General features: G+C 72.1%; 20 protein-coding genes. 9 read left to right on the top strand and 11 right to left on the bottom strand.

What is annotated here, in order from left to right; translation table 11 throughout:
- Positions 1-88: 88 nt before the first annotated feature.
- The 6 genes from MQN93_RS22525 to MQN93_RS22500 all read right to left on the bottom strand — a co-directional run bounded on the left by MQN93_RS22525 (position 89) and on the right by MQN93_RS22500 (position 4,929).
- Entirely contained in the window at positions 89-1,255 is a 1,167-nt protein-coding gene (locus MQN93_RS22525; RefSeq protein WP_242711003.1) for a serine hydrolase domain-containing protein, read from the bottom strand.
- 90 nt (positions 1,256-1,345) lie between these two features.
- Positions 1,346-1,756 (bottom strand): nuclear transport factor 2 family protein, encoded by a 411-nt coding sequence (locus MQN93_RS22520; RefSeq protein ID WP_242711002.1) that lies wholly within the window; start codon positions 1,754-1,756, stop codon positions 1,346-1,348.
- 19 nt (positions 1,757-1,775) lie between these two features.
- On the bottom strand, positions 1,776-2,744 hold the full coding sequence (locus MQN93_RS22515) for an acetylxylan esterase (RefSeq protein WP_242711001.1): 969 nt from the start codon (positions 2,742-2,744) through the stop codon (positions 1,776-1,778).
- A gap of 114 nt (positions 2,745-2,858) precedes the next feature.
- On the bottom strand, positions 2,859-3,443 hold the full coding sequence (locus MQN93_RS22510; protein WP_242711000.1) for an Rv1733c family protein: 585 nt from the start codon (positions 3,441-3,443) through the stop codon (positions 2,859-2,861).
- Between the two features lie 132 nt (positions 3,444-3,575).
- Complete coding sequence (locus MQN93_RS22505) at positions 3,576-4,331, bottom strand: ferredoxin reductase (RefSeq protein WP_242710999.1); 756 nt, start codon at positions 4,329-4,331, stop codon at positions 3,576-3,578.
- Positions 4,324-4,929, bottom strand: a complete 606-nt coding sequence (locus MQN93_RS22500; protein WP_242710998.1) for a sulfite oxidase-like oxidoreductase — start codon at positions 4,927-4,929, stop codon at positions 4,324-4,326. Before MQN93_RS22500 ends, MQN93_RS22505 begins: the two co-directional genes overlap by 8 nt.
- 201 nt (positions 4,930-5,130) lie before the next feature.
- Between MQN93_RS22500 and MQN93_RS22495 the strand changes: the two genes are divergently transcribed.
- Together MQN93_RS22495 and MQN93_RS22490 are read left to right on the top strand one after the other, a co-directional pair.
- Positions 5,131-6,054, top strand: coding sequence for an NADP-dependent oxidoreductase (locus MQN93_RS22495; protein WP_242710997.1), 924 nt, complete (start codon positions 5,131-5,133; stop codon positions 6,052-6,054).
- Entirely contained in the window at positions 6,051-6,761 is a 711-nt protein-coding gene (locus MQN93_RS22490) for a GNAT family N-acetyltransferase (protein ID WP_242710996.1), read from the top strand. The genes MQN93_RS22495 and MQN93_RS22490 overlap by 4 nt, the downstream gene beginning before the upstream one ends.
- Here MQN93_RS22490 and MQN93_RS22485 read toward each other — a convergent pair.
- Positions 6,758-7,210 carry a MarR family winged helix-turn-helix transcriptional regulator gene (locus MQN93_RS22485; RefSeq protein WP_016433369.1) on the bottom strand — a complete coding sequence of 151 codons (453 nt, stop codon included), beginning with the start codon at positions 7,208-7,210 and terminating at the stop codon, positions 6,758-6,760. The two genes, MQN93_RS22490 and MQN93_RS22485, sit on opposite strands and share 4 nt — an antisense overlap.
- 114 nt (positions 7,211-7,324) lie before the next feature.
- Here MQN93_RS22485 and MQN93_RS22480 point away from each other — a divergent pair, with 114 nt between their 5' ends.
- Together MQN93_RS22480 and MQN93_RS22475 are read left to right on the top strand one after the other, a co-directional pair.
- Complete coding sequence (locus tag MQN93_RS22480) at positions 7,325-8,371, top strand: ABC-2 transporter permease (RefSeq protein ID WP_242710995.1); 1,047 nt, start codon at positions 7,325-7,327, stop codon at positions 8,369-8,371.
- A gap of 172 nt (positions 8,372-8,543) precedes the next feature.
- A complete protein-coding gene (locus MQN93_RS22475; RefSeq protein ID WP_242710994.1) occupies positions 8,544-9,341 on the top strand; it encodes a putative protein N(5)-glutamine methyltransferase in 798 nt (265 codons plus the stop codon).
- Between the two features lie 63 nt (positions 9,342-9,404).
- On the opposite strand, the gene MQN93_RS22470 is transcribed toward MQN93_RS22475, so the two are convergent.
- A complete protein-coding gene (locus tag MQN93_RS22470; RefSeq protein WP_242710993.1) occupies positions 9,405-10,115 on the bottom strand; it encodes a hypothetical protein in 711 nt (236 codons plus the stop codon).
- Between the two features lie 135 nt (positions 10,116-10,250).
- Entirely contained in the window at positions 10,251-12,320 is a 2,070-nt protein-coding gene (locus tag MQN93_RS22465; RefSeq protein ID WP_242710992.1) for a SpoIIE family protein phosphatase, read from the bottom strand.
- 277 nt (positions 12,321-12,597) lie between these two features.
- Here MQN93_RS22465 and MQN93_RS22460 point away from each other — a divergent pair, with 277 nt between their 5' ends.
- The 4 genes from MQN93_RS22460 (at position 12,598) to MQN93_RS22435 (ending at position 16,776) form a co-directional block, all read left to right on the top strand.
- The gene (locus MQN93_RS22460) at positions 12,598-13,473 is read left to right on the top strand and encodes a hypothetical protein (RefSeq protein WP_242710991.1); all 876 of its coding nucleotides are present in this window, start codon (positions 12,598-12,600) and stop codon (positions 13,471-13,473) included.
- Between the two features lie 104 nt (positions 13,474-13,577).
- Complete coding sequence (locus MQN93_RS22455; RefSeq protein WP_242710990.1) at positions 13,578-13,946, top strand: hypothetical protein; 369 nt, start codon at positions 13,578-13,580, stop codon at positions 13,944-13,946.
- Positions 13,947-14,179: 233 nt separating this feature from the next.
- Positions 14,180-16,195 carry an NADPH-dependent 2,4-dienoyl-CoA reductase gene (locus MQN93_RS43965; protein WP_278191037.1) on the top strand — a complete coding sequence of 672 codons (2,016 nt, stop codon included), beginning with the start codon at positions 14,180-14,182 and terminating at the stop codon, positions 16,193-16,195.
- Between the two features lie 29 nt (positions 16,196-16,224).
- Positions 16,225-16,776: a PadR family transcriptional regulator gene (locus MQN93_RS22435; RefSeq protein ID WP_242710989.1), complete on the top strand. Its 552-nt coding sequence runs from the start codon at positions 16,225-16,227 to the stop codon at positions 16,774-16,776.
- A 12-nt stretch (positions 16,777-16,788) separates the two neighbouring features.
- Here the strand turns inward: MQN93_RS22435 and MQN93_RS22430 are convergent, their stop codons facing one another.
- Positions 16,789-17,349 (bottom strand): hypothetical protein, encoded by a 561-nt coding sequence (locus MQN93_RS22430; RefSeq protein ID WP_242710988.1) that lies wholly within the window; start codon positions 17,347-17,349, stop codon positions 16,789-16,791.
- Positions 17,350-17,532: 183 nt separating this feature from the next.
- Positions 17,533-18,513, bottom strand: a complete 981-nt coding sequence (locus MQN93_RS22425) for a fibronectin type III domain-containing protein (protein WP_242710987.1) — start codon at positions 18,511-18,513, stop codon at positions 17,533-17,535.
- 397 nt (positions 18,514-18,910) lie between these two features.
- Between MQN93_RS22425 and MQN93_RS22420 the strand changes: the two genes are divergently transcribed.
- Complete coding sequence (locus tag MQN93_RS22420; RefSeq protein ID WP_242710986.1) at positions 18,911-19,606, top strand: glycoside hydrolase family 75 protein; 696 nt, start codon at positions 18,911-18,913, stop codon at positions 19,604-19,606.
- Positions 19,607-19,625 lie beyond the last annotated feature (19 nt).

Below are 19,625 nucleotides of genomic sequence, written 5' to 3'. Positions count from 1 at the left end.
GATGCGCCACCAGATCTAGCATTGGTCTAAACCACGAGGGAAGACCGGCCTGCGGGTTCGGCCGAAACCGGTCCGCACCGCACGCCCCTCACAGTGCACTGTAGAGGGCGTCGATGAGGGTCATCTTCCGTGGGTCGTCCGCGATATGAGGCCCCATACGGTTCATCACATAGCCCAGGGACACCCCCGCCTCCGGGTCGGCGAGACCGCAGGAGCCGCCGAAGCCGTCGTGTCCGAAAGCGCGCGGGTTGGGGCCGTAGGAGCCGTGGGGGCCGCTCAGCCAGAGCCCGAGTGCCACCTCCGTGTCGCCCCCGAGCCCGGCGCCGAGCACCAGGTCGCGGCAGCTGCCCTGCCCCTCGCGCACCCGCTCGGCCGCCTCGGGGGACAGGATGCGGTGCCCGCCGTACGCACCGGGGCCCGCGAAGATCCCGTAGAGCGCGGCGACCGCCCGTGCCGTCCCGTGGCCGTTGGCGGCCGGGATCTCGGCGGCGCGCCACTCGGCCGTGTTGGCCTCACTCGCGCCCACCACCGGATTGGCCAGCGCCGCGAGCGCCGCGGGCGGCAACTGGCTGAAGCGCGCGGCCTGTTCGCTGCTCGACGCGGCAGGAGGATGCACCAGCTCCGCCGCACGGGCGGCCTCCTGCTCGGGCAGCCCGATACGGAAGTCGATCCCGAGCGGCCCGGTCACCTCCCGCTCCAGGAAGGCCCCCGGCAGCAGCCCGGAGACCCGCCGGACGACCTCCCCGACCAGAAAGCCGTAGGTGAACGCGTGATACCCGGACTGCGTCCCGGGCTCCCACCACGGCTCCGTCGCGGCGAGCCGCCGGGTCGTCAACTCCCAGTCGCAGAGCTGCTGGAACGAGTGCGGCTCGCGCAGTCCGGACAGCCCCGCGCGGTGCGACAGCAGATGCCGTACGAGGATCTTGTCCTTGCCGGCCGCGGCGAACTCCGGCCAGTACCGCGCCACCGGCGCGTCCAGGTCGAGCAGCCCGCGGTCGGCGAGGATGTGGGCGCACAGGGCGGTGGGCCCCTTGGTCGTCGACCACACATTGACCAGCGTGTCGCGCTGCCAGGGCCGGGTCCGGGCCGCGTCGGCCCAGCCGCCCCACAGGTCCACCACGACCTCGCCGCCCACGGTGACGGTGACCGCCGCGCCGAGCTCCCCGCGGTCCCGGAAGTTCTCCTCCAGTGCCGTCCGTACCGCCGTGAACCGCTCGTCGCAGTGACCGTGCACGGCCGGCTCGCGCTGCGCCATAGGACCCTCCGTCGTCCGCACGAAGCCCGGGCCGCGGCACTGCGACCCGGGCGATGATGAACGTACCGACTGGTCGGACTGGAGGGAAGATCAGAGCAGGAAGAGCCTTCCGGCCACGTCCCCGTGGCCGTCGGCCGTGTGCCAGTAGTCCCGGCTCTCGACCGCCAGGCCGGTGTCGTCGAACCGCACGAAGACGCAGCCCGCGAGGGCCGAGGCGGCACCGTCCCCGGTGTCCTCGGCCCGCACCCGGAACTCGGCCGCGGCCAGACCGTCACGGCCGACGAGCGGTGGCGAGAACCGGACGTCCCTCACCCGCTCCCGCTCGAACGACCAGCGCAGGTAGGCGGCGAGCTCCGCCCGCCCCCGGTGCGGTTCACGGAACGGCATGGAGCGATGGATGCAGTCCTCGGCGTACAGCTCCAGCAGCCCGTCCACGTCGTGCGCCGCCCAGGCCCGTTCCCAGACCCGGACGAAGCGCTCGGCGGCCTCGGAGGTCTCCATGCGCTGCTCCTCAGGGGTATCAGGCGTACGACCGCAGCCAGGCCAGCTTGGCCGCGTCCTGGTAGGGGCCGCCGCCCTCGTGGTCGTTGAAGTCGTACACCTCGATCGTCTTGTCGTCGTGCGCCCAGGCGTTGAAGGCGGCGAAGACCGTGGAGGGCGGGCAGGTCTGGTCCTCCAGGGCCGCCGAGAACAGGGCGGCGGCGCGGCCGCGCGCGGCGAAGTGGACGCCGTCGAAATAGGACAGCGTGCGCAGGGCATCCTCGGTGCGGCCGCGATGCGTCTTGAGGAAGAGACCGATCTCGCGGTAGGGGTGGCGGTCCGTCAGGGTCGCCGCGCGCGGGTAGTCGCACAGGAACGGCACGTCCGGCGCGACCGCGGTCAGGTCCGGGACCAGACCGCCCACGGCGATCGTGATGCCGCCGCCCTGGCTGGCGCCGAGAGCGACCGTGCGGGACGCGTCCGTCAGCGGATGCGAACGGGCCGCCTCCACGGCACGCACCGCGTCCGTGAACACCCGGCGGTAGTAGTAGTTCTCGGGCGCGTCGATGCCGCGGGTCATGAAACCGGGGTAGGCGGGCGCACCGCCCACCGGGTCCGGGGTGCCGCCGCCCCCGCCCCAGGCGCTGCCCTGTCCGCGCGTGTCCATCACGAAGTGGGCGCGGCCGGTGGACGCCCACAGCAGATGCTCGTGCGGCAGACCGCGCCCGCCGCCGTAGCCGATGAACTCCACGACCAGCGGCAGCGGCTCCTGAGCCCCGGCGGGCAGCGTCAGCCAGCCCTTCACCGGGTGCCCGCCGAACCCCGCGAACGTCACGTCGTACACGTCCACCGTCGTCAGGCCGGTGTCGACCGGTTCGAAACGGGCGTCCAGGCCGTGCTCGCGGGCCTCCTTGAGGGTCTTGGACCAGAACGCGTCGAAGTCCTCGGGCTCGGCGGACGCGCTGCGGTACTCGCGGAGCTCTTCCAGCGGAAGGTCGAACAGGGCCATGTAGGACCGCCTTTGTGAGAGGTCAGTGCGGAGACGGTGCGGATGATCACACCGTACGTGCGTGGTCCGACTACCCGCCAGGCCGTGGCGAATGCTCGTGTCACCCGGCGGGCCTCACGCCCGGCGCCGGGTCCACTCCGGTTCGGTCCGGGCCCATTCCCGCTCCCATTCGAGCAGTCGGTGGTTGGTGGCGACGCGGTTGACGGCGGCGTTCGCGAGGAGGACGACGGCGACGGCGCCGCCGGTGGCGGTCACGCCGATGGTCAGGGTGTGCTGCCAGATCGCGGTGCTGCTGGGCGGCGGCGGGACGACCTTGCCCCGGGAGTCGAACCAGAGGGGGACGGTGTCGCCGCGCCGGGTGCCGGCCGGGACGCGGGCGTTCGTAATGTGGGTGCCGGTGGCGGGGTCCTTCCAGCGCACGTCCACTCGGTAGGAGTGCTGCCGGCCGCCCTGCAGGGTGGGCAACTGGTCGGGGGTCCGGCCGACGACCTCCGCCTGCACGCGATGACGTTCGGCGCGCTGCGCGGCGGCGACGCCCTGCGCCTCGTCATGGGCCCACCAGGCAGCCAGCACTGCCGCCAGCGGCGCACCCACGAACAGCAGGACCGCGACGGCCAGCGCCGTCCACGCCGCGATCACGTCCGACCGGCGCCGCAGCGGATTGCGCCGCCAGCGCCAGCCGCGCACCCGGGTTCGCATGTCGACCTCCTCGCCGTCACCGAAGCCGGAGGGGCCGTAACCTGTTCGCGTTCGTATTGTCCCTCCGTTCCGTGCATGCGCGCGAGTGCCCTCACGTCCCGGGTACCCGGCGGGCCGGAGATCGCTCACCGCTCAGCCGAAGCGCTCGATGCGGATCCGGTCCACGGGCTGCCCCGCCGCGACGAGCAGCCGCGAGGCGTGCTCGGCGAAGGCGTTCGAACCGCACACATAGGCCTCCCACCCACCGGGAGGCTGCTCGGCCAGGAGCGGCGCCACATGTGCGGCCGCCATACGTCCCACGGACACACCCTCGGGGGCGCTCCGTGTGAACACGGGCGTCGTCTCCGCGCCGAACTCCCGCGCGTAGATGAGCTCCTCGGGGCTGCGCGCGGACACCAGCAGCCGCAGCGGAACGTCCAGGCCGCGCGCCCGGTGGTGCCGCACCATCGACATCAGCGGTACGACCCCGGAGCCGGCCCCGACCAGCAGCGCGGGCCGGTCACCCGGCCAGGCGAAGAAGCCGCTCAGCGGTCCGCGCACCTCGACCCGGTCGCCGGGCCGGGCCACGGTGTGGAACCAGCCCGAGACCTCCCCGTCCGGCACCTGGTCCAGGGTCACTTCGAGATGCCCCCGGTCGTCGGGGGCGGACGCGATCGAGTAGTGGCGCTGGGCCGTGTACCCGTCCGCGGCCGTCAGCCGCAGCAGCAGGTGCTGGCCCGGCAGATGCCCCGCCCAGCCGGGCACCGCGAACCGGAAGGTGGCCGCGTGCGGGGTCTCCCGGCGGATCTCGGTGAGCGTGGCCGTGTGCCACTGCGCGGCGGCCTGGTCGCTCACGGGGACACGGCCGGGCACGGCGAAGCGCCTCGGGGGCGTGAACGTCTCAGTCACCGTGGTACCGCTGCTCCTGCCAGGGGTTGCCGCGGGCGTGGTAGCCGTTCTGCTCCCAGAAGCCGGGCTCGTCGTGGTCGAGGAGCGTGAGTCCCGCGATCCACTTGACGCTCTTCCAGAAGTACAGATGCGGCACCAGGAGCCTGGCGGGCCCGCCGTGCTCGGCGGGCAGCGGACGCCCGTCGTACTCCCAGGCGATCCAGGCGCGTCCCCCGGTCAGATCCGCGAGCGGCAGGCTCGCCGTGTACCCGGTGTGGGAGTGGGCGACGGCATGGGTAGCGGACGCATCGGGCCGCGCCCCGTCGAGGAAGGCGTCCAGGGACACCCCCGAGAAGCGCACCCCGAACTTCGACCAGCCCGTCACACAGTGGATGTCGCCCTCGTACGCCGCCCCGGGCAGGGCGTGCGCCTGCTCCCAGTCCCACGTCCGCGGCCGCTCCACGAGTCCGTCGACGCGGAAGGTCCAGTCGGCGGGCGCCAGTTCGGGCGTGACCTCCGCGGACAGGACGGGCCAGTCGTCGCCCGCGTCGTACTGGCCGGGCGGCAGGCCCGGATGGTGGACGCGGGGGCGTCCGGTGAAGCCTCGGGTGACGTTCATGGAGTTCCAGCGGGAGGGAGGGGATGCGATTGGTTACGTCTTCAACCGTACGTGCTCGGCGACCGTGCCCACGTCCGGGGCCGCCCGCAGCCGGGCCCTTCTCATGAACGCCGTATGAAGATCCGCAGCCGCGGGAATAGCCGCCTGCCGATCACCCTTGCTGACTGTTGCCGTGTCGACAGCGAAGGAGTGTGACGAGACATGCCCAAGGCGTACGTCTTCACGCGGAACGGCGGGCCCGAGGCGGAGGCCCTGATCGAGGTGGAGCGGCCCGTCCCGGGTGCCGGCCAGGTACTGGTCGCGGTGCGTGCCGCGGGCGTGAACCCCGTGGACTGGAAGCTGCGCAACGGCTTCCGGCGCCCGGGCGACAGCGGCGAGCGCGCGTTCCCCGCCTACCTGGGCAGCGAGGTCGCGGGCGTCGTCGAGGCGGTCGGCGACGGGGTCGGGGGATTCGCCCCCGGGGACGAGGTCTTCGGGCAGCCGGTGGTCGGCGGGTACTCCGAGTACGCGCTGCTGACGGTCGGCTTCAGCGCCCCCAAGCCCGCGGCCGTGTCCTTCACCGACGCGGCGACCCTGCCCGTCGCGGGGGCCACCGCGTACGACGGGATCCACCAACTCGGCCTCCCGGCCGGCGCGACCGTGCTGGTCACCGGCGCGGGCGGCGGGGTCGGCGTCGCGGCGGTGCAGATCGCCCGCACGCTCGGCCTGCGTGTCGTGGGCGTCGCGAGCGAGGCCAAGAAGGATCTGATCGAGTCCCTCGGCGCGGTACACGTGCCGTCCGGGGAAGGCTGGGCCGCGCGCGTGCCGGAGGGTGTCGACGGCGTGTACGACCTCGTCGGCGGCACCGTCCTCACCGAGGCGGCGACCCTGCTCGCCGACCGGACGAAGCTCGTCACGGCAGGGGCGTCGCCCGACGAGGTGCAGGCGCTCGGCGGCGCCCGCGTGGCCCGGGTCCGCACCCCGGAACGGCTGGCGGAAGTGGCCGATCTCGTGGCGACCGGCGCCCTGGACCCGCAGGTGACGCGGACGTACCCGCTGGACCGGGCCGGCGAGGCGCTGCGCGCCGTCGAGGAGGGCCACGCCCGCGGCAAGATCGTGATCGTCCCCACGGAGAACGCCGCATGAGCCACGTCCTCGACCACCCCGCCCTCGCCTCCCTGACCGGCCCGCACGCGCACTTCGCCGAGCGCCGCGGCCGGGTGCTGCGCTACCCCGTCGACGTGACGCCGTGGCAGGCGCTGCCCGAGGAGCCCGACGCCGACGACTGGGCCGACCTCGCCGCGCTCGCGGGACCCGGCGCGGACGTCCCGCTCCTAGGCTTCCGCGGCGAGGTCCCGCCCGACTGGGAGATCACCTTCCGGATCGAGGGCGTGCAGTACGTCGACGACGGCCTCGCAGCCGCCCCCGACCCGGAGGCGGTCCGTCTCGGCCCCGAGGACGTCCCCGAGATGCTCGACCTGGTCGAGCGCACCCGGCCCGGACCCTTCCTGCCCCGCACCATCGAACTCGGCACCTACCTGGGCATCCGCCGGGGCGGTGCCCTGGTCGCCATGGCGGGGGAGCGGCTGCACCCGCCGGGCTGGACCGAGATCAGCGCCGTCTGCACCGACCCCGCCCACCGCGGCGAAGGCCTGGGCACCCGGCTGATCCTCGCCGTGGCCCACGGCATCCGCGAACGCGGCGAGACCCCGTTCCTGCACACCGGCGCCGGCAACACGAGCGCCATCCGGCTCTACGAGTCCCTCGGCTTCCGGCTGCGCCGCACCACGGCGTTCATGTCGGCCCGCGCACCCGAACACCTCACGGACGAACGGGTGGTGGCCGTTTCCTAGCGGCCTTCCGCTTCGTCGCCGGCGCTCTCGGGAGACCATGCGTTGTAGCGCACGAGATAGGCGGCGAACCGCTCCAGATCCTCCCGCGGCCAGCCCGCCAGCCGCTCCCGGAAGGCGGTCCGGCGGCTCTCGGTGACCTGCGCGAGGATCCGGCGGCCTGCGGCGGTCAGATGCAGCACCTGCACGCGGTGGTCGTCCGGGTCCACGCGCCGCTCGATCAGACGGGCCCGCTCGAGGGCCGCCACCTGGCGGCTGACGGTGGACTTGTCCAGGGCGTAGTGCGCCGCGAGGTCCGTCGCCCGGCAGCCGCCGCTCTCCTCCAGATGCCCGAGCAGGGTGTACGAGACCAGCGACAGCTCGGGGTGCATACGGCCCGCCGAGGCACGCGCGCGGCGGGCGAAGGCCGTCATCTCGCGCTGAATCGTCTCCACGGCTTCGTCTGCTTCCACCGGACCTCCCTCACGAACCACGGAATACCAGCCGACCGGCTTGGTTGTATAGTACAACTTGAATCTGAGTTGTATAGGCCAACTACCTGGTCAACCGTCTGGAGGTTGCGAACGATGAGGTCGCCGGCCCTGCGTCATGTGCTCACGCACCTGATCACCCCGCTGCTGATGTGCATCGGCATGGGACTCGCGTACATGGGGGCGTTCGTGACACCGGCGCCCCACCACCTGCCCGTCGCCGTCGTCGGCTCCGGCCCCCAGGTGAAGGTGTTCGCGCAGACCGTCAAGGACGAGGCGGGGGACAAGCTCGACGTCCGTACGGTCGCCACCCGCTCCGAGGCCGTCCACCTGCTCGACTCCCGTGCCATCACCGGTGCCTACGTGCCCGCCGCGAAGGCACCGGAGCTCGTCGTCGCCTCCGCCGCCTCCGACATGGACGCCACGGCGGTCGAAAAGGTCTTCACCCCCGTCGCCGCCGAGCAGGGCACCGCCCTGAAGGTCACCGACGTGGCCGCACCGGTCGACGACGACCCCACCGGGCAGGGCCTGTTCTTCCTGCTGATCGCGCTGAGCATCGGCTCCTACGCCTCCGTCGCCGCGCTCGGCGCCGCCGGCGGCACCCTGCCCATGCGGATCCGCGCCCTGCTGGCGCTCGGGGTCTCCGCCGTCGTCAGCGGCATCGGCGCGCTGCTCGCCGGGCCCGTCTTCCACCTCGCCCACCACGATCTGGCGAACCTGTGGGGTATGGCCTGGCTGTACTCCGCCGGCATCCTCTTCATCGGCGTGGGTCTGCACACCTTCCTCAAGCGCTGGACCACGCTCGCCATGATGGTGCTGTTCGTGATGCTCAACTTCACCAGCTCCGGCGGTTTGTTCCGGCCCGACCTGCAGAACGGCTTTTTCGGCACCCTGCACGCCTTCTGGAACGGCGCCGGCTTCGTCGAGGGCGCCCGCAGCCTGCTCTACTTCGGCGGCGACGGGCTCTCCCGCGACGTGGGGACGCTGGTGGCATGGCTGTTGCTCGGGTTCGTGGTCACAGGGGTCGCTGCCGTGTACGAGCGGTCCAAGGCGCCGGTCGCGGGCGGGGCTGCCGTACCCGTGCGCGAACCCGAAGAGACCGTGACGGAGGAGGAAGAGGCCGAGGAGACGGTCGGCGTCTGACGTCGGGTACTGTGGCCGTCCGGCCGTGGAACGCCCCGGCCCCGGAGACCGAGGAGGTGAGACCGATTTCCGCTGTGCGCAGGTCGGGTGCTCTCCCCACCGGTCAGGCGTGTCACCGCCCGTAGGTGACCGCGAGAGCGCCCTTCGAATCACCGAAAGGCTCTCGGCCCTCATGCCTCCACCGTCTCCATCCTCTCCTTCCTTCCCTTCCTCTTCCTCCGTCGTAGCCGCGCTGCGTGCCGCGGGCTGTGTCTTCGCCGAGGACGAGGCGGAGTTGATCCTCGAAGCCGCCCGCACGCCTGAGGAACTGGCCGCCCTGGTCGACCGCCGGGTCGCCGGGCTGCCCCTCGAACTCGTCGTCGGCTGGGCGGAGTTCCGCGGACTGCGCATCATCGTGGAACCCGGCGTCTTCGTGCCCCGCCGCCGTACCGAGTTCCTCGTCGAACAGGCCCTCGCCCACGTCCCGGACGCCTCCGTCGTGGTGGACCTGTGCTGCGGATCGGGCGCCGTCGGCGCGGCGCTGGCCGCAGCACTCGGTCCCGTCGAACTGCACGCCGCCGACCTCGACCCGGCCGCCGTGGCCTGCGCCCGCCGCAACATCGACGGCCACGTCCACCAGGGCGACCTGTTCGAAGCGCTCCCCGACCACCTGCGCGGCCGTATCGACATCCTCGCCGCCAACGTCCCCTACGTCCCCACGGACCACGTCGGCCTGCTCCCGTCCGAGGCCCGCGACCACGAACCCCTGACCGCCCTCGACGGCGGCCCCGACGGCCTCGACATCCTCCGCCGCATCGCCACACAGGCCCACCCCTGGCTGGCCCCCAACGGCTGCGTCCTGATCGAAACAAGCGAACACCAGACCCCATCAGCCCTCGCCGCCTTCACCGCCGGGGGGTTGACGCCCCGCCTCGCGGTCTCAGAGGAGTTGTATGCCAATGTCGTGATAGGGGTTCGGGGGCGGGGGTGAGTTTCTCGGCAGGGGGAGGTGGGGTGTCGGAAGCGGTGTCGACCGCCCTGACCAGCAACGGCGTCAGGTCGTCGCGCCGTTCTCCGACGGGCTCGTGGACGGTGCCGGCAGATGCCAGTTGCGGTGGCCGGGGAACCTGTTGTGGCCGTCGCCGCGGCCGTTCATGTCGCCGGGGTGCTTGTTCCAGGTGCCGGTCAGGGCGTGGGTTGCGGTCCTGGTGTCGTTGTCGGAGAGCGTGCCGATGAGGAAGGCGGTCTCGTCCTTCTTGAGGTCGTCGGCGCCGGAACCCTTCGTGCCGTTGCGCAGCACGGTGGTGTCGGAGTTGACGGTCCAGGTCCACTGGGCGCCGTCGTCGCTCTTGACAGTGACCTGGTCGCCGTCGATCTTCTCGACGGTGCCGCGCTGCCAGGTCCGTACGATCCACTTGCCGGTGTCCGGGTCCTTGACGGTCGCCTCGCCGTGGACGCCCATGCCGCCCGCGCCGAACCAGCGGCCGCCGTGCCGCTCGCCCGGCCCGTCCGGGGACGGCGACGCGGACCCGGACGCGGAAGGCGTGACCCCCTGGCCGGAGTCGCCCGAGGTGGCGGCGTAGGCGACGGTGCCGCCGAGGGCCAGGACGACGACCGTGGCCGCCGCGATCACGGCGCGCGAGCGGCGCGAGCGCCGACGCCACAGCCCCGGTTCGCGGTCCGCCCCTCCGGGACCCGTCAGTACTTCCATGTCCGGCGAGGTCTCGTTACCGGCAGTGGGTTCCCGGTCCGGCTCGTGCATCATGGCTCGCTCCCATCGGCCACGGCCCCGGCATCCGTATGCCATGCCTACCTGTGATTGTCGAATGGGGACGATAAAGAGCAGGTAATCAGTACCTGTGAATCCGAGACCTGTGAATCCGCCGCCTGTGCATCCGGCTCAGTGGCACGACTTCTGCACCCGCGCGATGAGCAGCGCCACGTCGTCGGAGTTGTCTGGCTGGTGCAGGGTCCGCAGCAGCAGGTCCGCAACCTCCTCCAGGGGACGGTCGGGCCCTTCGAGGAGGGACAGCAGCGCGTCCAGGCGCTCATCGAGCGGATGCTGCCGGGTCTCCACCAGACCGTCGGTGTAGAAGACGAGACGGTCGCCCGGCTCCAGATCGACCGTGGTGGTGGAGAAGGCCACCCCGCCCACGCCCAGCGGCACCCCGGTGGGCAGTTCGAGCAGTTCCGGAGGCTGCCCCGGGCGCAGCCGGGCCGGCGGCAGATGGCCCGCGTTGGCGATCCGGCACTGCCGCAGCTCGGGGTCGTGGACGGCGTAGACGCAGGTGGCGATGGAGTGGTCCAGGTCCTCGGTGATCCGGTCGAGATGCTCCAGCAGGCGTGCCGGATCGAGGTCGAGCGAGGCCAGGGTGTTGGTCGCGGTGCGCAGTCGCCCCATGGTCGCGGCGGCGTTGATGCCGCTGCCCATCACGTCGCCCACCACCAGCGCCGTCTTGCCGCCGCCCAGCGGGATCACGTCGAACCAGTCGCCCCCGACCTCGGTGGTGCCGCCGGCCGGCTGGTAGCGGGAGGCGACCTCGAGGCCGCCGGTGACGGAGGGATGGCTGGGCAGCAGGCTGCGCTGCAGGGTGAGGGCGGTGTTGCGGGCGTTCTGGTACCAGCGTGCGTTGTCGATCTGCACGGCGGCCCGGGCCGCGAGTTCGCGGGCGAGCAGCAGGTCGTCCTCGCTGAACGGCAGCGGGTTGTTCGTGCGCTTGAGGTCGAGGGCGCCGAGCACCTCACCGCGCGCGATCAGCGGCACCGCCAGATAGGAGTGGACGCCCGCGCGGGCCAGCTGCTCCGCCGCCTCGGGCGAGCGGGCGATCTGCGGCAGATGCCCGGGCTGGACCTGCTGGACCATGACGGGGCGGCCGGTGCGCACGCACTCGGTGACCAGACGGTCGGGGCCGTAGCGGGCCACCTGCCCGGGCGGGTCGGCCGCCCGCAGCGCCTCCGGTGCGCTGTCCGCCTGTACGGCCAGAGCACGGATCACCGCGGACTCCGCGGGCCCCAGACTGCTGCGTCTGCCCGCCACCACCGCGTCGAGCAGATCCACGGCGGCGATGTCGGCGAGCTCCGGCACGGCCACGTCGGCCAGTTCGCGGGCGGTGCGGTCCAGCTCCAGGGTGGTGCCGATCCGGGCGGACGCGTCAGCGATGACCTGCAGCCGCCTGCGCGCGGCGTCCGCCTCCACGCTCGCCCGGTGCTGCTCGGTGATCTCCACGACCGAACCGGCCAGGCCCAGCACGGTGCCGACCGTGTCGTCCAGCCGGTACAGCGACATCGACCAGACCCGCTCGTTCAGCGGGTCGGCGGGGGTCCGCCCGACGGTCTGCCGGTCGACCAGGGGCCGCCCGGTCTCCAGCACCTGACGCGCCTCCGCCTCGATCATGTCGACGTCGAGATGCGGCAGCACCTCACGGATGGACCGGCCGACGTGGTCCTTGGCCGGCAGTCCGTTGATCTGCTCCAGCGCCGGATTCACGGAGACGAACCGCAGATCGGTGTTGAGGACGGCCAGGCCGATGGGGGACTGGGCGATCATGCGGGTGGACAGGGCCACGTCCCGTTCGAGCCGCCGTACGGTCGACCGGTCGGCGCACAGTCCGAGCGCATAGACCTCGCCGTGGTCGTCGAGCAGGCGCATGTTGCGGAACTCGACGAGGCGCGTGGTGCCGTCCTTGCGCCGGATGGGGAAGGCGCCGGCCCAGCTCTGGCCGGTGAGCATGACGTCGGCGAAGAGCTTGATGACGAGGTCGAGGTGCTGTTCGTGCACCATGATCCGGGCGGCGTACTCGCCGAGGGCCTCGTGGGCCGGGTAGCCGAAGAGCTGCTCCGCCTGCGGGCTCCACAGCACGATGCGTCCCTTGGCGTCCAGGACCACCGAGGCCATGCTGAGCACGTCGAGCAGCCCGCTGGGCCGTACGGACTCCTCGCCCCCGGCCGCCGGAAACCCAGGTGCACTCATGTCACGCACCGCCTTTGCCGGTTCACGCGGCACGTCGTTCCCCCGTGCCGACTCCCCATGTTCTACCGCGCTCAATCGTCTCTGTGACGCCTCCGTCGCCCACCTCCACCATCCCTCAACACCTCCGGGGCCCTTGCGTGGAGCCGTGTCGACACTACCTGGGACGCAGCGTCGCCGAGCCGAAAGCCTCCGTTACCGATGTGGTCTGTACATGACCACCTGACGTGGCCAGACTGAGCGCCGAAACCCGCCACACCCCCCACGGAGGAGCCCTGTCATGCCCCTGCGCTCGCGGCAACGTTGTCACGCGGCCCTGACCGCGGTGCTCGCCCTCGCGACCGCCGCCGTCCTGTCCGCCGCCCCGCCCGCCTCGGCCGCCGACACCTGGAACGAGGTGGGCTCCGACCGGGCGGACCCGCTCACCGAGAGCCAGGGGCTGACGTCCGTCGAGGTGCCGGCGGGCAGCCCCAACCACTACACGGGCATCGGCACGATCCCCGCCGACGTGTCCGGCCGGGGCTGGAACCATGTGGGCGACCCCGACGCCTCCTACGACGGCCACTACGTCGAGCCGTACCAGGCCGACTCTGGGAACGCGAAGATGTACCGCGTGCAGGCGCCGGACGGGAGCTGGTCCGAGTACGTGCACACGCTCGGCTCGGGTGAGGCGCTCAACAACTCGTGGGTCGCGATCTCGCCGGACGGCCAGTGGATGCTGTCCGGGGAGTACGGCACGATGAGCCGCTTCCTGGTCTTCCCGACGCCGGGCGTCAACGCCGCCACCTCGCCCTCGGCGAACCTGCCGCAGGTCTCGACCGTCCGGCTCGACCATGCCGTACGGGACGTGCAGGGCTGTGACTTCTCGAGTCCCACGACGCTGCTGTGCTCCTCCGACGATCCCGAAGGCTCGCTGTTCGGGATGACCAAGCCGCTGCTCCAGGTGGACCTGTCCGCCGCGCCGAACGGCACGTCGGACGTGTCCGGGCACGTCACCGCGCTGCGGCAGCTTCCGCTGCGCAGTGCCTGCTCCGGCACGTTCGAGGCGGAGGGCATCGACTACGACCGCCGGGACGGCACGCTGCGGGTGATCGTCGTGTCGCCGGGGTTCTGCGTGCTGACCGACAGTAAGACGTACCGCTTCACACGGGGCTGAACCTCTCGCTGGTCCGGCCCGGGCAGTGGTGCTTTTCTGGGGGTGTGGCGCGGTACGCGGGGAACTCGCACCGCCGCGCCACCCCCGCGAGAGGAGCGATCACGATGGACCGTGTGCGACCGCACGAGGAGCCCGTCTCCCTCGAGATCAGTGGATGCAGCAAGGAGGACGCCCGGATCGTCTTCGACACGCTGTGCACGTGCTTCGAGTCCGACCGGGCCGCGGACGAGGTGCCGCAGCAGCTCCACGAGACCCGTCCGATGGTGTGGCTCGGCACCTTCGAGGTGACCGACGCCCACGAGTGCCCGGCGCCCGCCCGGCTGTCGTCGTCCGTCGAGGTCGACGCACAGGGCGGCTACTGGGCGATCGAGCGCCTGCGCTCCACGCTCGACCCCCTCTTCACCGTCCGCGACCTCACCTCGGCCTCGGGCGACCAGGAACGCGAACTGCACGTACGCCTCGAAAGCCGGTAGTCGCGTCCGCGGGCCCGGCGTGTTCTGCACGGGCCCTGTGCTCGCGCCGGGCACGGCGCTCCGGCTTCGCCTGACGGACGCGCTTGCCCCGCTGCCGCGTCCGTGAGGCGGTTCCGCGCGCCCCGAGCACCCCGACGTGGTCGTCGTCACCCCTCCGTTGTTTTGCAACTAGTTGCATAAAGGCCCCGGTGTCCTCTACAACAGTGAGCACGACACCGCACACGGAGGGCCCGATGAGCCGTTACCCGCATCTGCTGAACCCGCTCGACCTGGGATTCACCACGCTGCCCAACCGCGTCCTCATGGGCTCCATGCACGTGGGCCTGGAGGAGGCCGAGGGCGGCTTCGAGCGCATGGCGGAGTTCTACGCCGCCCGCGCGCGCGGAGGAGTGGGCCTGATCGTCAGCGGCGGCATCGCGCCCAACGAGGAAGGGCGCCCGTACGAGGGCGGCGCCAAGCTCACCACCGAGGCGGAGGCCGAGCAGCACCGGCTGGTCACCGACGCCGTGCACCGCGAGGGCGGCCGGATCGCCATGCAGATCCTGCACCTGGGCCGCTACGCCTACCACGAGGACCTGGTGGCCCCGAGCCCCCTCCAGGCCCCGATCAACTTCTTCGTGCCCCGCGAGCTCACCGACGCCGACGTCGAGCGCACCATCGACGACTACGCAAGCGCCGCCCGACTGGCCCGGCAGGCCGGCTACGACGGCGTCGAGATCATGGGCTCCGAGGGCTACCTCATCAACGAGTTCATCGCCGCGCAGACCAATCACCGCACCGACCGCTGGGGCGGCTCGTACGAGAACCGCATGCGCTTCCCGGTCGAGATCGTGCGGCGCGTCCGCGAGGCCGTCGGCGAGGACTTCATCGTCATCTACCGCCTGTCCATGCTGGACCTGGTCCCCGGCGGCTCCACGTTCGACGAGGTGATCACCCTCGCCAAGGCCGTCGAGGCCGCCGGGGCGACGATCATCAACACCGGCATCGGCTGGCACGAGGCCCGCATCCCCACGATCGCGACCTCCGTGCCGCGCGGCGCCTACACCTGGGTCACCAAGAAGCTCATGGGCGCGGTGTCCGTCCCGCTCGTGATGACCAACCGCATCAACACCCCCGAACTCGCGGAGGAGTTGCTCGCCGAAGGCTGTGCGGACATGGTGTCCATGGCCCGCCCGATGCTCGCCGACCCCGACTTCGTCGCCAAGGCCGCCGAGGGCAGGCCCGAGGCCATCAACACCTGCATCGGCTGCAACCAGGCCTGCCTCGACCACACCTTCAGCCGCAGGATCACCTCCTGCCTGGTCAACCCGCGCGCCTGCCACGAGACCGAACTCGTGCTGGCCCCCACCCGGTTGAAGAAGCGCGTCGCCGTCGTGGGCGCCGGACCGGCCGGACTCGCCTGCGCCGTCTCGGCGGCCGAGCGTGGCCACGACGTCACCCTGTACGACGCCGCGAGCGAGATCGGCGGCCAGCTCAACATCGCCCGCAAGGTCCCCGGCAAGCAGGAGTTCGACGAGACCCTGCGCTACTTCCGGCACCAGCTCGACGCCCACGGCGTGGACGTACGCCTCAACACCCCTGTGGCGGCACCTGATCTGGAGGGATACGACGAGGTCGTCGTCGCCACCGGCGTCACCCCGCGCACCCCCGACATCCCCGGCCTCGACCACCCGAGCGTCGTCGGCTACCTCGACGTCCTGCGCGACGACGTTCCCGTCGGCGACCGGGTCGCGATCCTCGGCGCTGGCGGCATCGGCTTCGACGTGGCGGAGTTCCTCACCGACGGCGGGGACAAGGCGAGCGAGGACCCGGCGACGTACTTCCGCCAGTGGGGCGTCGACATGGACTACCGCGGCGCCGGCGGTCTCGCCGCCCCCGAGCGCCAGACGCCGCCGCGCAGCGTCCACCTGCTGCAGCGCAAGCAGAGCAAGGTCGGCGCCGGCCTCGGCAAGACCACCGGCTGGATCCACCGCACGGAGCTCAAGCACCGCGGCGTCACCATGGTCCCGGGCGTCCGCTACGACCGTATCGACGACGCCGGCCTGCACATCACCGTCGGCGAGGAGAGCACGGTCCTCGCCGTCGACACGATCGTGCTGTGCACCGGGCAGGACCCGCGCCGTGACCTGTACGAGGAGCTGGTCGCGGCCGGACGCGAGGTGCATGTGATCGGCGGTGCCGACGTGGCCGCCGAGCTGGACGCCAAGCGGGCCATCAAGCAGGGCACGGAGCTGGCGGCGGCGCTCTAGGGCCGTACCTCGGTCCCTAGGATGACTGCATGTCACTCCCGCACGCGATCCTGACCGCCCTGTTGGAAAAGCCCTCCTCGGGGCTGGAGCTGACCCGCCGGTTCGACCGGTCGATCGGCTACTTCTGGTCGGCGACACACCAGCAGATCTATCGCGAGCTGGGAAAACTGGAGGCCGAGGGCCATATCAGGGCGCTGCCCTCCGAGCAGCCGGCCCGTGGGCAGAAGAAGAGCTACGAGGTCCTGCCCGCGGGCCGCGCCGAACTGGCCCGCTGGACCGCCGCGTCCCAGGACCCGAAACCGCACCGCGACCCGCTGCTGCTGCGGCTGCGCGCGGCGGCCGTGGTGGGCACCGATGGACTCGAGGCCGACCTGCGCCGCCATCTGGAGCTGCACAAGCGGCAGTTGGCCGACTACGAGAAGATCGAGCAGCGTGACTTCCCGCCCGGAAAGGACGCTCCGCACGACCGGATCCAGCACCTGGTGCTGCGCGCCGGGATCGACCTGGAGACCTTCTGGACGCAGTGGCTCACACACGCCCTGGAGGAGTTCGCCGAGCTGCCCGAGTCCGGGACGGCGTGAGGGCGGCCGCCGTCAGAGGCGGTTGGGCTTGGTGCGCTTGCGCAGATACCAGCCCGTCGCGATCACACCCGTGCCCACCAGGGCCGCGCCCACTCCCAGCGTGACCGGGCCGTAGTCCTTGACGGCGCCGCCGAGACCGCCCGCCACTCCGCGCGAGGGCGAGGCCGAGGGCTTGGACGTGGCCGAGATGGTGGGCCGGGAGGCGGGGGAGACCACGACGGACTGGGTGCCCGCGGTGCGGTTGTTGGAGGAGCAGATGACGGTCACCGTGTAGGTGCCGGCGTTCACGCTCGACCAGGCCGCCGACTGCAGGGCCGTGGTGCCCGACAGCGACACCTGACGTCCCTGGGCGAAGTTCGACTGGCCGCTGCTGAGCAGCGAGGCCGTGCCCCAGCTCCCGCTGCTGCTGGTCCGGGCGCACTGGGTGGTCGTGACCGAGACGGTGGACCCGCTGGTGCTCACCGAGATGCCCGACCCCTGCGCCGTGGCAGGAGTGGCCGCCAGGGCGAGGGGCAGCACGGCGGCGGCCGCGGCGGTCAGGGCGGCACGGGGAAGTGGCTGGGAGTTGCGCATTGGTCTGCCCTCCGACGGCACGGTCCGCGGCACATCCCTTGCGCCGCCGAGGGTCGGGAAACGCCCGTGCTGCCTCAGAGGCAGCCAACGTCCCCGCCGTCCGTGCCGCATGCGGACCGCCCCCGGGCAGGTGACGGATTCCTTCGTCCGGCCCATGCGGGCGCGCCCTCGGCCGAGGTCGCGTCAGTCCCCGGTGGTCACCGTCCGCTCCGCCGACCAGCCGCCCCAGGTACCGTCGGGCAGCCTGGCCGCGATCCGCACGCGATGGGTCACGCCGGCGTCCTTGCCGACGTAGAAGGAGTACGAGGCCCTGGTGCGCGGCGCGTCCCCGCCGTACACCAGGGAGGTGGCCGCCCGGCCGTCGAGGCGGATGCGGTACTCCGTGATCACACCGTCCGCGCGCGGCGGGATCCAGTCGAGGTCGAGGTAGTAGGCGCCGTCGGCGCGGTGGCTCGTCGCGTGGAAGGCGGTGGGCGCCGTGTCGCGGCCGTCGTCGGAGCCCGGGGTGGTGAGGCGGACGGTGGTGCCGGGCGGCGAGACGTTGTCGGCCGCGTCGCGGGCGCGGACGGTGAAGGCGTAGCGGGTGCCGGGACGCAGCCCCGTGACCACGGTCGCCGTCTGGGCTCCGCCCACACTGTGGATCTTCGAGGAGCCCTGGAGGATGTCGTACGACGCCACGGCCCGGTCGTCGATGGAGGCGGACCAGGAGAGCTCGACCTCCCGGCTGCCGATCACCCGGCCCCGCGTCCGGCCCGGCCGGCTCGGCGCGGTGTCGTCCGCCGCCACCTCCGCCGGAGTCGTCGCCCGCACCGCGCGGCCCGGCGGTCCGAGCCGGCCCTCGGTGTCCCGGGCGCGCACCGTGAAGGCGTACTCGGTGGACGGTCTGAGCCTGGTGATGTCGACCATGTGCTCGGAGCCGGGGACTTCCCCGACCTTTGTGGTGCCGCGATATACCTCGTAGACGCGGACCCGGGGGTCGGCGGACACCGCGTTCCACATCACGTGCACGCTGGTCGCGCTGCCCGCCGTGGCGGTCACGCCCGTGGGTGCCGCGGGCATCCCGCCGCTCTCGTCGCCCGCGTCGGTGTAGCCGCAGGACCCGACGAGGGTGAGGACCGCGCCGAGCGCGAGGGACCGGTACACGAGCACGGTGGCACGACGCACGGCACTGCCTCCCCGGACCGCGGCAATGGTCCGGACCAATATCGCGCTGCTGACGTGATCGCATCAAGAGGGCGGTCGGCTGGGGGTGGTGGGTACCGCCCCCGGAGGTTACGTATGCTGAAGCTCCTCACGGCTGAACTCTCCATGAGGGCTGGTGAGTTATGCCGGTGGCGCGGACCGCTGTCGTCGCTGTTCCCGCGCCCGACGGGGGTGGCCGGGCGGCCGGGGTCGATACGGACCCAGGTGCCCGGCCCCCCACCGCTCGCCTCCGGCGCGCCACGCCGCAGGTCACCTGAAGCCCGTACGCCGGTCCGCCGCCTACGGTGGGCCGCGTCATTCATTCGACGCATAACGGACATAACGCCCGTCTGCGTCCCTTCAGGAGAGGCCCTTCATCGTGCGTGTCCAGTCGCTGACCCTGGCCGTGGCCGGCGCCGCCCTGCTCGCCCCGTCGATGGCGGCCGCCGCCGAACCGCGTGTTCCGGCGGCACCGACCGCCCTGCGCGAGGGAGACGTCCGCGCCACCGACCTGCTGACCAGGGTGCGCGACTGCACCCGCATCTCCCACGGCCGCTTCCGCAGCGACCACGGGAAGCGGGCGTCCGTCGCGGTGTGCGGCACCCGGCACGCCGTCTTCTGGAAGGCGGACCTGGACATCGACTGCGACGGGCAGCCGGGCCCGCGCTGCAACCGCCGTACCGATCCGCTGTTCTCGGCCGCCACCGCCTACCGGCAGTCCGACGGGCGCGCGTTGAGCGCCGAGCGCCTTCCGTACGTCGTCGTGCCCGCCGGCGGCCCCGTCTGGAACCCGGCCGACGACGGTGTCCGTGGAGGGTCCGTCGCCGCCGTCGTGTACCGCGGCCGCGTGCAGTACGCGGTGGTGGGGGACATCGGTCCGCGCGGCCTCATCGGCGAGGCGTCCTACGCCACCGCCAAGGCTCTCGGCATCGACCCGAACCCCCGCCACGGCGGCGCCCCCTCCGGCGTCACCTACATCGTCTTCAAGAACTCCCAGGCCAGACCCATCGAGAGCCATGCAGCCGCCGTCGCGGCGGGCCGGCGGTTGGCGCGGCGGTTCGTGCAGGGGGAGTAGGCCGGCCGACGAGCCCGAG

The sequence above is a fragment of the Streptomyces spinosisporus genome, from assembly GCF_022698145.1.
Lineage (GTDB): Bacteria > Actinomycetota > Actinomycetes > Streptomycetales > Streptomycetaceae > Streptomyces > Streptomyces spinosisporus.
This window is presented reverse-complemented; position numbering and strand designations above follow the sequence as displayed.

Excerpts from the sequence above, each read along its gene's own strand:
- MQN93_RS22525 (WP_242711003.1), bottom strand. The coding sequence starts at position 1,255 with ATGGCGCAGCGCGAGCCGGCCGTGCACGGTCACTGCGACGAGCGGTTC.
- MQN93_RS22435 (WP_242710989.1), top strand. The coding sequence starts at position 16,225 with ATGTCACTCCCGCACGCGATCCTGACCGCCCTGTTGGAAAAGCCCTCC.
- MQN93_RS22460 (WP_242710991.1), top strand. The coding sequence starts at position 12,598 with ATGCCCCTGCGCTCGCGGCAACGTTGTCACGCGGCCCTGACCGCGGTG.
- MQN93_RS22480 (WP_242710995.1), top strand. The coding sequence starts at position 7,325 with ATGAGGTCGCCGGCCCTGCGTCATGTGCTCACGCACCTGATCACCCCG.
- MQN93_RS22495 (WP_242710997.1), top strand. The coding sequence starts at position 5,131 with ATGCCCAAGGCGTACGTCTTCACGCGGAACGGCGGGCCCGAGGCGGAG.
- MQN93_RS22520 (WP_242711002.1), bottom strand. The coding sequence starts at position 1,756 with ATGGAGACCTCCGAGGCCGCCGAGCGCTTCGTCCGGGTCTGGGAACGG.
- MQN93_RS22430 (WP_242710988.1), bottom strand. The coding sequence starts at position 17,349 with ATGCGCAACTCCCAGCCACTTCCCCGTGCCGCCCTGACCGCCGCGGCC.
- MQN93_RS22470 (WP_242710993.1), bottom strand. The coding sequence starts at position 10,115 with ATGATGCACGAGCCGGACCGGGAACCCACTGCCGGTAACGAGACCTCG.
- MQN93_RS22465 (WP_242710992.1), bottom strand. The coding sequence starts at position 12,320 with ATGAGTGCACCTGGGTTTCCGGCGGCCGGGGGCGAGGAGTCCGTACGG.
- MQN93_RS22510 (WP_242711000.1), bottom strand. The coding sequence starts at position 3,443 with ATGCGAACCCGGGTGCGCGGCTGGCGCTGGCGGCGCAATCCGCTGCGG.
- MQN93_RS22515 (WP_242711001.1), bottom strand. The coding sequence starts at position 2,744 with ATGGCCCTGTTCGACCTTCCGCTGGAAGAGCTCCGCGAGTACCGCAGC.
- MQN93_RS22490 (WP_242710996.1), top strand. The coding sequence starts at position 6,051 with ATGAGCCACGTCCTCGACCACCCCGCCCTCGCCTCCCTGACCGGCCCG.
- MQN93_RS43965 (WP_278191037.1), top strand. The coding sequence starts at position 14,180 with ATGAGCCGTTACCCGCATCTGCTGAACCCGCTCGACCTGGGATTCACC.
- MQN93_RS22500 (WP_242710998.1), bottom strand. The coding sequence starts at position 4,929 with ATGAACGTCACCCGAGGCTTCACCGGACGCCCCCGCGTCCACCATCCG.
- MQN93_RS22475 (WP_242710994.1), top strand. The coding sequence starts at position 8,544 with ATGCCTCCACCGTCTCCATCCTCTCCTTCCTTCCCTTCCTCTTCCTCC.
- MQN93_RS22455 (WP_242710990.1), top strand. The coding sequence starts at position 13,578 with ATGGACCGTGTGCGACCGCACGAGGAGCCCGTCTCCCTCGAGATCAGT.